We start from the raw sequence: 12,681 nt of genomic DNA, 5'->3' as shown, positions 1-12,681 counted from the left end.
ATCTTTTCCTGTAGGGATATTCCCCGTTTTATAATTACAGGAATATTGATCTCCTGTTGTAAATAATCATTAATTCTTTATACCGGGAAATGTTAAAGTTTTAAAAAAAATGTATTTCTTTGTGCTGTGTTGTTGCAGTAAATACCTATGGCGAACATTTGTTAATCAAGCATTCATCGTAGCGTAAAAAAGTACCTAAATAGCTATCGGTGTTAATCTTTGGGGTGTTTTTATTGGGCATTTTGTAGTTTGTAGCCTGAATGTCTACTGTTTTTCAACCGTTTTATTGTCTAATGTACTGAGATATGCGCTACAGGAGTAGCATATCCTATACCTCTATGTTGCACTGAACCTTTTACTATGTATAGAAAGTTAAAAAGGGCATTGCCGGTAGTTTTATGCCTGCTGGTATTGCTGGGTACCCGTGCATTGGCGGGCCAGGTATGCCTATCCCCGGTTATCCCTGATACGCTGCCATCCGGTTTGGCAGATGGTGAGTTATTACAACAACCTTTATTAAAGCAGGCTGTGATTACAGCCGTTAATCAGCGTTCGATGCAGAATACCCCTTCTGTAAGTGCCGATAGCATACCATTCAGCAGGTTAGGTTTGAGTGGTATGAATACTTCTGCTAAAGGCGCATTTACCCAATACCTTAAATCTGGCAATAGTGCCGCGGGCATGGCTAAAATGAAGGCTATGTTCAATGGAATGAAAGATAGCGCCAGGACGGCGGCTTATATTGATAATAAGCTCCGGGGCTTTTATGCCTTAAGGAATAATCAGCTGGGTAGCAAATTAAGCCTGCCAACAATTCCTCAAAATAACCTTAAAGGTATATCATGGACCACGGCATATATGGATACAACGGCAATGATGTCCGGTTGGTGGAACGAAGGCACCGTGCAGGATGTGGTGACAGTGGGTGGAATTCCTATTCAGATTAATTACAACACCTTATCTGGTTATAATTACACCGGGCCTTCGTTGAGTGATGCACATTTCGTTCAGTTCTCCTTTGACAGGGAAGCATATTTGAGTTCCGTCAGCAAACAGTTGAATCAGCATTATGATCTGAAAAAGTATTTTCTCGATGACTTGGATATTAAGAGCAGTATGAAGTCTTATGCCACCACTTCGCTTAATTCACTGGAACAGCAGGGTGTGAAAAATAAGATCAGTAGTGATCAGCTAATGTATTTAGATACAGCGCAGCTTCGCCGGTCTATTATGGGAAATACTCTACCCATCGATCTTTCAGCTGATTCTGTAAAATTACTGGCGGCTTCAAAAGATAGTAATGACCAGGCTTTATATAAGCAATATCAGCAGTCGGCATATTTTCGACAGGTATTGTCATTGAAAACAGAGATGGGGGACGTGAAAGAAATGAACCAGCTGCTGGGGGCGCAAAAGCAGGTAGATGGTAATATTGAAAGCTGGATGCGAAATGATCAGAATACCGCTGCTATGGGTGGAAAGCTTTTGCAAATAAGCTTTCTGCAAAAGATGATGATGAATATGCGTTCTCTGAAAGCCGGTAGCGTAGGTGATTCCTCCGGCTTGTTTATGAATGGGGTGGCGGGCTCCTTCCTGAAAGGCAATAAAGCGATCGGCTTACTGGCAGGTAACAGCAGCGAACTGGGTATTCAGGATATAGGAACACAATCTGCCACAGGCAAGACTTCTTACAGTATGCAGGGTATTACCCTTGGCAAAGGGGGCACTTCATTTTCTGCTTTGAACGCTGGCTCGAAGACTCAGAGCAATAACGGCTTTAACACATCAGCAATCAGCCGAAATGTATTCGTAGGTTCAGTGAGTGAGCAGGTTGGCTTAGGTAGTCTGGGTACATTGAATGTAACCCTTTCAAAATCCAGTAGTACATATGGCACAGCCTCCGATGCCGCGAATGTATCCAAATCCGCTGCCGGGCATTTACTGGATGATCTCTGGGCTACTGCTTCAGTCGGTCTGGCATTGAATGGCAGTGTAAAGGAATGGGGGCTGACGCATAAAGTATATATTAATTACGCCGGCCTTGGTTATGTTAATCCCGGTGCGCCCTTTGCCAGCAGAGGTACTATGCAATATGGTTTATTGTTAAAGCGCAGCTGGTTGAAGAATAAAGCAACAGTCAGTCTGCGTACTGATATACGTGATCTGGCTACATCTGCACTAACCAGTAATAAAAGGAAAAGTCTCACCTATGCTGTAGATGCGCGTTACCGATTTACGAAGAAGGTGACTGTTAGCATGAATGTATTACAAAGTTCCCTGCGTGAAGATAGTAGCGGGCATCGATTCAATGCATACATGAACAGGAAAGTCTCCTTCAGCTCCCAGGTAAATGGAAAGATCAACGGCAAAGTATTTAGTAATAACACCACACTAGGTCTTCAGCAACTGGACTACCTGGAAATAAAGACTTTGTTCCTGAATGTAGGATCTACACAGACCTTAATGGCAGGTCCGGGTATGGTGATCACCAGCCTCACGTTCAGTAAGGATATTAATAATGCAGCAGTATACAACAACCTGTTTAATGCAGAAGGTGGTTATCAGTACACGCTGGCGAAAAAAATATCCTGCGGAAGCACGCTGATCTATATGAACAGTAAAGATGTAGTCGAGCAGATCGGTATCCGTCAGCAGGCTGCAACCCAGTTGTACAAGCGTTGGAGTGTAAGTCTTTCTGCCGATGTAAGAAAGAACCTGTTCAACTCTGTTGCAAATTATTATTACGGAAAATTCAACACCGCGATGGCGGTTCATTATCAGATAAACTGATAGCAATATGAAGAAAGGAATCAGCATTTTATTGACCACGCTGTTCGGTTTGTTTTGCCTGCAGGGAAAGGCGCAATATACATTTGCATTCATGCCTGAAGTGCAGGGAAGATCAATTGACAATATCTATAAAGTTCGCATTGGCAATACTGGTGGTATAGTGACAGCCAACCTCCGGATTGTGGTAACTGAAGCCCACGCCGGTGCCGTGGTGACAATTGATATACCACAGTTTCAGTTGATGTCGGGGGTAGGTACGGTGCCACCGGCAGCGGTTTACCATGCTACAGTAGGCTTTGGTACAAATAAACTGGCTACTGTCATCCGCCAGAGTGGCTATTTCCCCGAGGGAGATTATGAATATTGCTTTCAGTTGTATGAAGGCGTGAACCACAATAATGAATTGCTGGCAGAGCAGTGTTTCAGTTATGAGCTGGAACCCTTCAGCAACATGCAGCTGATTCAACCTTATGATGAAGACAAGATCTGTGACAAGCGTCCATCCTTCAACTGGCAGCCTCTGATACCCGCAGTCAATGGCGTGGAATACCGGCTGCTGCTGGTAGAGGTGAAGGATAGGCAACAGCCGGTGGAAGCACTGAGAATGAACCTGGCTATTATAAATCAGCGTCAGATTCCCATGCCAATGTTATTATATCCTTCCATTGCGAATGAGCTGGTAGAAGGAAAGCAATATGCATGGCAGGTGTCCGCCTATCAGAACGACCTGGTGTTGGCACAATCCGAAATCTGGTCTTTCACAGTTGATTGCGAAAAGGATTCAACTAAGCTCCCTGCGGAAGCCTTCAGAAATATCGAAGACCTGACAAAGGGGAATTTCTATATCGCCAGAGGGCAGCTCCTGTTTAGTTTGCAAAATACATATGCTGCTACTGACCTGGTATATTCTATTCGTTGTCTGACAAAACCTGAGCAGGCTATAAAGAAATTACCGGTAATTCCTATTGCGGGAGGATACAATCAGGTAGTCATTGATCTGTCTGATAACAGTAGTTTCAAGGATGGGTATTACTACATCATGGATGTAACATTGCCTGATGGAACACGTAAACAATTAAGATTTATTTATAAACAAGCAGAATGAAGTACGGATTAATCTTGTGCTGCTGGCTATTGGTACTGAGTGCCTGCAGGAATAATCAGAAGGCAATAATGACGGCTGTGGCAGAAACCGGGATGTTGCAGGATAAGGAAGAAAATGGATTCCATTACCGTTTGCAATATATGCCACCCACTAAAAATAGTGAGATGGACCTGCTTCGATTCCGGTTAAAGATCTCTAACAGCGATGGCTCGGCTATAAAGAATACCAGTGAAGTCGCTTATACCTACGGACTGGATTCTATGTTTGCATTTGTGAATGTAACCGATACAACGGCACCTGTAGACATTGTACGGGTGGCCAATGGCAACATCGGTGGATTGGAATATATGCTGGTATTCGACCGCCCGCTGGCATACTCGCAGGTGAACTGCCGTTTGCTTTTTAAAGATTATCTATTTAACCACAAGTACATCACCTTCCCTGTACAAGGTGCTGCTATTAATCACATTGATTCTTTAAGCCTACACCTATGATGATCAGTAGAATGTCAACCCGGAGAAGAATAGCTTGTTTCTTCCTTGTTTTGTTAATCATGCAGACATTAACGCCCATGGTATCGTGGGCATTGACTTCCGGCCCTGCGCAGCCGGAAGCAAAACAGTTCGCACAGGCAGGTACAACAGATTTTGTTGACCTGGCGACTGGTAATTTTAAATACAATATTCCTTTGATGGATGTGGATGGATATCCGCTGAGCCTTAACTATCAATCCGGTAGCGGTATGGATGAAGAAGCCAGCTGGGTGGGGTATGGCTGGAACCTGAACGTAGGGGCGGTAAACAGGCAACTGCGCGGAATTGCAGATGATAGTTATGCTGATACCGTATGGACAGACAACTATGTAAAACCTAAGATCACTATTGGGGGCAGTCTGACTGATAGGGTAGAGGTGGCAGGTATTGGTAAGTCAATTAAAGTATCAGGTACCTTTAGCCGTGGTATACACAGCGACAACTATACTGGTATCGGTGCAGATCTGACTGGTAATGTGGGTTTATCTTTGTCTGTGCCCGGTGCCAGCTATCTTACCCCCGGTGTTGGTATTGGTATCACCAGTAGCAGTAGTGATGGTGTGACAGTGAATCCTTCCTTGTCTGTAAAGGTGCTTACAGGTGGTAATACCGTACAGGGAGTAGGTTTATCTGGTAACATGGCGTGGAATACGCGCGATGGGTTGAAGACCTTAACCCTGAAAACCACCTTCAATAATGATGTGTACGATCATATTGCTGACTGGGCTTATAGCGCTACGTGGAGCTATAGTCAGCCGGCGTTTTATCCTAAAGCAAATATGAATTTCACCTCTCACAACTTTACATTCAGCAGCGATGTGGGAGGGAGCTACTACCTGTTATATGGTGGCGGTGGTGTTACAGGCTATAAGACCAAGCGTGAAGTTGCGAATCAAAAGCAGATGAATAAGGCCTATGGTTTTATGTATGCAGAAACAGGTAAGAACAATCCAACTGCATTAATGGACTTTATGCGGGAGAAAGACAACCCTGTTATTTTTGATTTAAAAAACCTGGCAGTGCCTATTGCCACACCTGATATATTTTCTTATACCAGTCAGGCAGATGGTGGACAGTTTCGTTTATTCCGGAATCAATCAGGTGTGTTTTTTGATAATCAGACCCAGGATTTGTCCAATAATACTTCTGCCAGTGTAGAAGCTGGGGTAGGCGGTTATTTCCATGGTGGTACTTCTGTATATAAGCAGAATATTAACACGACAGTGGGTAAGTGGACTATGTACAATGCATTCCTGTCAGATGCAGATTTCCCTGTTACGAATGTAACCGGTGAAGAAGATGTATATTTCAAACAGGCAGGCGAAACGGCAGTAGAAGATCCTGCGTTCTATAATAGCGTACAGGGGGAAGATGCAGTAAATGTACAGTTTAATGGTAAACAGGCACTGGACCGCTTAAAGAAAGGAACCACGGTGTTTACACCCACCGGTAATTATAAACGGAATGGCCGCCAGATAAAAAAGGCTCCCGTGATGCCGTTACTGGCTGGTGAAATGGTGAATATGGGCGGTGGTGATTCCGTATTATATAACTATGACTTTAATGTGTTTAATCAATTCACCCCTTATGCCTGCAATGCCCTTGTGAAATCAAAGGAAAGCAGGGTGAACAGGTTCAGAAAGTCAAAGCATATTTCTGAAATTATTAAGACCACAGATGATGGTAAGCGATTGGTATACGGGATGCCGGTATACAATAAAAAACAGGTAGAAGTCAGTTATGCCACAAACACGGCTAATCTGACTGCCAATACAAAAAAAATCAAGCTGGTAACATCGGGTGGTGTTCCTACTCATAAACCAACTACCAATGGTAAGTCTATATCCGATGAATATTATACCCGGCAGGAGCAACCGGGGTATGCTACATCATGGTTGCTGACAGAGGTGCTGTCACCAGATTATGTGGATGTGACCAATGATGGAATCACCGAGGATGACAGGGGAACTGCTTATAAGTTTAATTATTCCAAGGTAGATAAAGACTTCCAATGGCGTACACCGTATGGTGATTCTGCGCAATATAACCCCGGTTTAAGGGCCGATCCGGATGATGATAAAGGTTCTTATGTATTTGGTACAAAAGAATTACGTTACCTGCATTCCGTTGAATCTAAAACCATGATTGCTTATTTTATTACAGAAGACAGGGATGATGCTTTGGGGTATGATTCACTGGGGGTACTGGATACTGTAGTGAAACAAAAACGATTAAAAGAAATCCGGTTATATGCAAAGAATGATTTAAACACCCCAATTAAGACGGTGAAGTTTGGATATAGTTATAATCTTTTCGGAAAGGTTCCCAATAATGTGAATGGTGGTGGAAAGTTAACGCTGGATACGCTTTATTATACTTATGGCAGCTCCACAAGGGGGAAAGATTATTATTATTTATTTGATTATAATAATGATCATGGATATGGCACCATGATGACTGACCGATGGGGTACACTGAAGCGACTTACAGAAAATAGTCAGAAAAGCATTGCCCTGGGCAATGATGAATTCCCTTATACTACCCAGGATCATGATGTGGCTGCAATAGATGCGGGTATGTGGCAGTTGAAGGAAATACAATTACCCACAGGCGGTAAGGTGTCTGTAGACTATGAAGCGGATGATTATGCCTATGTACAGAACCGGCGGTCGATGGTGATGTCGAAGATAACAGGCATGAAGACAGGGCCGGGCGGAAGTACAACCACCTCGCTCAGGGATGCGAAGACATTCCTGGTATCTCTTGATTCAACAGCTGTAAACGTGCCAACAGATGCCACGGAGCGGCTGAAGTGGTTCAAAGATAAATACCTGGATGGGTCTGATTATATGTACATGAAGATGTTCGTGAATGTAACGGATGCGCCAACATCAACAGATGATTCCAAATTTGATTTCGTTCCGGTATATGCGGCGGTTAGTGAGGTAACGGTGAGTGGTGCCACTGCGGAAGTGACTTTTAAGGTAGATAATGATGGTGGTAAATCCGTCAACCCAGTAATCAGTGCAGCATGGCAGCGGATGAGGATGGACTACCAGCGGTATGCATATCCTGGTTATATCAATCGTATTACAGATGACCTGCCGGTGATAACAGCAGTAAAGGCAATTGCCAGCTCCATTACAACATTGTCAGAGCTATGGGAGAACTTTAATGAAAAAGCATATAGGAAAAAATTTGCCAGTATAGTAAAACTGGAAAAGAGTTTTGCACGGGTGGTGAATATGACAGGTAAAAAACTGGGGGGTGGTTTGAGAGTAAAAAGTGTCAGACTCTCTGACCAGTGGAATACAATGGCTACTGATCAGGATGCGGCTATTTACGGACAACAATATGATTATACTATAATAGAAGACGGGAAGGCTATCAGTAGCGGGGTCACATCTTATGAGCCTTCAAACGGTGGAGATGAGAATCCCATGCGTATGCCAGTGAAGTATACACAGGACGTAAAGTGGGGATTGAACAATTATTTCTATCTGGAGGAGCCTATGGGAGAATCATTATTCCCTGCACCTGAAGTCGTGTACAGACAGGTGACTGTACGCAACCTTACATCTGATGGCACTTTAGATACTAAGAATAAAACGGGTTGGACGACTGCGGAATTTTACACAGCAAAAGAATTCCCGGTGATCGTGCAGCAGACAGCTATTGATAAATTCCTGCACAATCCGAACTCATGGGCGAGTTTCTTTGGCGGTAAGTCCACCTATGAACTGGCTATGTCACAGGGGTATTCGATTATCCTGAATGATATGCACGGGAAGCCGAAGGCAGAAAGGGTATTTAATCAGTCCGGACATGAGGTGAGTGCAAATGAGTACTACTACAATACGACAGGTGATGGGGGGACAATGCGGCTTTCAAACGTAGTGGATGTAGTAGATGCGAATGGGAATATTACTACAGATCAGGTGATAGGCAGGGATATAGAAATGTTTACTGACATGCGGGAATCAGAGATGAGTAACACGGGTACCAGTATTAACCTGGGTGCAGATGTAATACCTATTTGGGGATACCCCGTGCCGATACCTCACTGGCCAAAGTCTTCAAATGAGGACTATCGTTTGTTCCGTTCTTCCTGCGTGGCAAAAACAATTCAATATACGGGTATCTTAAATAAGACAATTAAGCGATTGAATGGTTCTCAGATTGAATCTAAAACCTTGTTGTATGACAGGAATACAGGTGCGCCTGTATTGACACAGTCGCAGAATGAATTTGATGATCCGGTGTATAATGTAAGTATACCTGCATACTGGATGTACAAACAGATGGGCATGGCTTATCAGAATCTCGGTATGCTTATGAAGGATTTCAATATTGTAGGTAGTGCAATACCATCTCAATATTTATCTTTCCTGTCGCCGGGCGATGAGTTGGTAGACCTATATACAGGTGTTCGCTTATGGGTGATCAATTCTCCTACATCCACCAGCACTACACCGGCAATACGTATTATATCACAATCAGGACGTACAATTAAGGATTATAGTGGTACAATGAAAGTATTCCGGTCTGGTTACCGTAATCAGTTGGGCGCGGCAGCAACTACTATGACACTATTGAAAAACCCGGTAAGTGGTGGACGGTTGAAGATCATCAGTAATGAGGAACTGGCAGGATATAATGTAATCAATGCATCAGCCGTATTGTATTCAGATGCATGGGGACAGCCGGCAGTTTGTGAAAGCCCGAATAGTTGCCCGGATGGTTATACAGAAACGGCAGATGGTACACAGTGTTATTTTAAGCCTACAGAGACAAGTGGATTTGAACTGCAGCATGGTGACAAAAATGCTAATTATGGTAACAGGGGTGCTTTCTTCTTTGAGCCAACGGCAGAAGGTCATTATTATAACAGTACGGCTACTTACTGGATGGGATGTGCGGCGGGATGTGGCCGTCTTTCCGAAGCGGGAGTATGGATGACCAGCAGGCCGGTTCATGACTGGTGGGGAGTAGAAAAATGTATCGAAATTAAGACAGCAGGCGTCTATTTTATTGGTTATGCTGCTGATAACGTAATGCGTGTGTATATAGACAATAAATTGTTGCAGCCACAATTCCGCGGAGATAGCAGGAGCTACTATCAGGCATGGAGAATCAGGAAGAAGTACCTGGCCGCAGGTAAGCATATTATCAGAATGGATGCTGCAAATGCAGGAGATGTGAAGGCTGCTGCGGTAGAAGTATATGGAAGTAGTGAAGCAACATTGATGGCCGGCGATGCGCAGACAATTGAAGACGAAATGATTTTCTCTTCAAAAACCCTGGTTGGCGATAAGAATGCCTTGTTGTTTTACACGGATGGTGATGGAAACCGGGGCTCAAAAAACTATAGGTGTGACAATGGAATGGACCTGAACCTTTGTGATGGTACGCCTAACTGCGGATACAAGCCTAAGCAGGCATGCCCGGATGGTTATGTATTGAGTGCGGATGGACAGGCATGTACGACCCCAATGACGATCAATAATGATACTTCATTACAGATCAGAACCGGTTATAGGAACCCGACATATAGCCAGTGGGGAGCTTTGTTCTTTAATAGCAGCGGACAGGTTGTAGATAGTATCCGCAATGATCCGTTCTGGGGGTACCGTTGTGATGGGGTTGATCCTGATGAGCAGGGCACGGGTGGATATATACCGCCGGATGATCAGGGCAGTCTGGATAGTGTCACAACATCATCCGTGGTGACCGCGAGTGCTGCCAGGGTAGCAAAAGTAACGTCTGATAGTAGTACGTCATTACGTGCAATGGTGGCAAGTGTATCTTCGTCTATTAATTATACCACTGGCTGCGGCAGGTTAAATGCCACCTCTGTATGGCTGCGCGAAAATTTTGCACAAAAGTGGATCGGTATGAATTTCTGTGTGAAAGTGCCCGTAGGAAAGCAATATTATATTGGATATGGAGTGGATAATCATATTCGTATTTATATCGATGGTATGTTATGGAAAGAACATATAATGGAAGATGACGACGCAGACCATCGGTTCTATTCTTACTGGCAGGTACGTCCGCGTTACCTGTCTGCCGGGAATCATATTTTTACAATAGAGGCAATGAACGTGGTGAGTGCAAGCGGATTTTTGGATCGGGCAGTGGGTATGGAGATCTATAACAATACGATACCTCAGTTAAAAAATTATCAGCTGGATACCATATTTACGACTAACCAGCTGCTCAATCCTTCAAAGCCATATGATACCTATGTAAAGGATACTGCCGGGAATATTTTATATCGTCATTATACATGTGGACAGGGTGCTGTGAATATATGTGATGATGCACCGGGATGTCTGGCTATTCCGGCAGGTAATGTGCTGAACCCTTACCTGACTGGGTACCTGGGCAACTGGTTGATGTATAAAGAGATGACCTGGTTGTCAGACCGATCCGGTCAGGACTTGCCGGATAATACAAGTGGTGCGGTAAATATCCGTCAAAATGGACAGTATACTACATTCTACCCATTCTGGTATTATAACGGCGGATGGGAGATGAGTACTAATACAGGCTGGGTGACGAATACCACCACCACGATGTATGACGAAACATCCCAGGCACTGGAAAGTAAAGATGCATTGAATCAATATAGCAGTGTGCGGTTTGGGTTTAAGAATAAACTACCATTGGCAGTAGGTGTAAATATGCGCCAGCGGGAAATATTTTATGACGGCTTTGATGATTATATGTTTAACAGTGGCTGTAATACCGCACTAACCTGCCGTCCGGATCAGTTTAACATCAGGAGAAAATTAGGTGATGCATATGCGGATGCACTGGATACGGAGAATGCACACTCCGGTAATTATAGTCTTAAACTGGATTCCTCAATTACATTGACAACCTATATATATAGCCAGGAACACGAACCCGGTATTTACCTGAAGAATAATCTGTGGGGTGAATACTATAAGGGTGTGGATGGATGGCTTGGCTTGCGTGACTGGGCGCCGGTAACCGGCAGAAAATATATTTTCTCTGCCTGGGTGCATGTAAGCGACCCTTATAATACCTCACCTAGTCTCCGCCTGCAATGGTTACATAATTTAAAATCGATTACCCTGCAGACCAAAGCTATTGTGGATGGATGGAAACTGGTGGAAGGAACACTGGATGTTGCAAATGAAGTCGGTGCTACAGATATGACTTCTTTTGGACTGAAAATCTCAAGAATGGCAGCAGATGAGTCAATAGACGACATCAGAATATTCCCATACGATGGTCAGTTAAAATCTTATGCGTATAACGATAAGAATATGCGGTTGATGGCAGAGATGGATGAAAATAACTACGCGACCTTCTATGAGTATGATGAAGAGGGAGCACTGATCCGGGTGAAGAAGGAAACAGAAAGAGGAATTATGACCATTAAGGAGAATCGTTCAACCTATCGTAAACGTTAAAAATACCTGTACCATGATCATAAATAAGAACAATTTTAAGGTACTGGCTACTGTACTTGTATTACTGACCACAGCAGCTGCGATTGCGGGTATTCCGTCTCTGGTGCAGCACAATGAGGAAATAAAAGAATTGCCTGTACCGGAGATTGCGGAAAACGACGCTACGGAAAAGGCAATATTGAATGAACTGTATACGGTATCCCATCAACTTGATTCCATGACTGTATATACGATAGAAGGTACGATCCTCGTAAAGGATCTGAAGGATAGTTCCAATAACCTGGAATGTGACTACCTGTATACCCGTTTAGGTAATAATATGTATTACAGGATGGGAAAGAGTGAAATAGTGTCATTACAATCCTGCTATCTCTCTGTTTCGCATGATACGAAAGAATTGTTTCTTTCTGCACCTAAGGAGGTAGAGAACCCAATGTCAGCGCCAATTGACATGCAGGTAAAGCGGATGAGCAAAGAAGGGTACCAGGTAACCCGCGCCGTGAAAAATGGGGAAGTGACTATTACAATGAGTAATCCATCACATATCACGATGCGGGATTATTCGCTCACCTATGATAGTACAGCATGGATTACTAAAACTGATATGCGGATGGCAGATGAATTGTACCCTGCTGACAGGAATAAGGATAAGCTGATCACCTTCCGGGTGAAAAAGTTTGAACCCTTAAAAGCCAGGGAAGAGTTGTTGAAACCAACCCATTATTTCCGCCAGCAGAACGGGGTACCTGTGCCGGTAGCCGCGCTCAAAGATTATGAACTGATCAACCATTAATGTTATCCCTATGCA

At 43.7% G+C, this 12,681-nt stretch carries 5 protein-coding genes; all 5 read left to right on the top strand.

Going from position 1 to position 12,681, the window contains the following annotated elements:
- Window positions 1-360: 360 nt before the first annotated feature.
- The 5 genes from ABDW16_RS13760 to ABDW16_RS13740 are packed head-to-tail and all read left to right on the top strand — an operon-like array spanning window position 361 to window position 12,666.
- Window positions 361-2,790 (top strand): hypothetical protein, encoded by a 2,430-nt coding sequence (locus tag ABDW16_RS13760; protein ID WP_343670456.1) that lies wholly within the window; start codon window positions 361-363, stop codon window positions 2,788-2,790.
- 7 nt (window positions 2,791-2,797) lie between these two features.
- Complete coding sequence (locus ABDW16_RS13755; protein ID WP_343670455.1) at window positions 2,798-3,895, top strand: hypothetical protein; 1,098 nt, start codon at window positions 2,798-2,800, stop codon at window positions 3,893-3,895.
- On the top strand, window positions 3,892-4,389 hold the full coding sequence (locus ABDW16_RS13750; RefSeq protein ID WP_343670454.1) for a hypothetical protein: 498 nt from the start codon (window positions 3,892-3,894) through the stop codon (window positions 4,387-4,389). Before ABDW16_RS13755 ends, ABDW16_RS13750 begins: the two co-directional genes overlap by 4 nt.
- 59 nt (window positions 4,390-4,448) lie before the next feature.
- Window positions 4,449-11,873: a hypothetical protein gene (locus tag ABDW16_RS13745; protein ID WP_343670452.1), complete on the top strand. Its 7,425-nt coding sequence runs from the start codon at window positions 4,449-4,451 to the stop codon at window positions 11,871-11,873.
- A gap of 13 nt (window positions 11,874-11,886) precedes the next feature.
- On the top strand, window positions 11,887-12,666 hold the full coding sequence (locus tag ABDW16_RS13740) for a hypothetical protein (protein ID WP_343670451.1): 780 nt from the start codon (window positions 11,887-11,889) through the stop codon (window positions 12,664-12,666).
- The last annotated feature ends 15 nt before the right edge of the window (window positions 12,667-12,681 follow it).

The sequence above is a fragment of the Chitinophaga sp. genome (assembly GCF_039596135.1).
GTDB lineage: Bacteria > Bacteroidota > Bacteroidia > Chitinophagales > Chitinophagaceae > Chitinophaga.
This window is presented reverse-complemented; position numbering and strand designations above follow the sequence as displayed.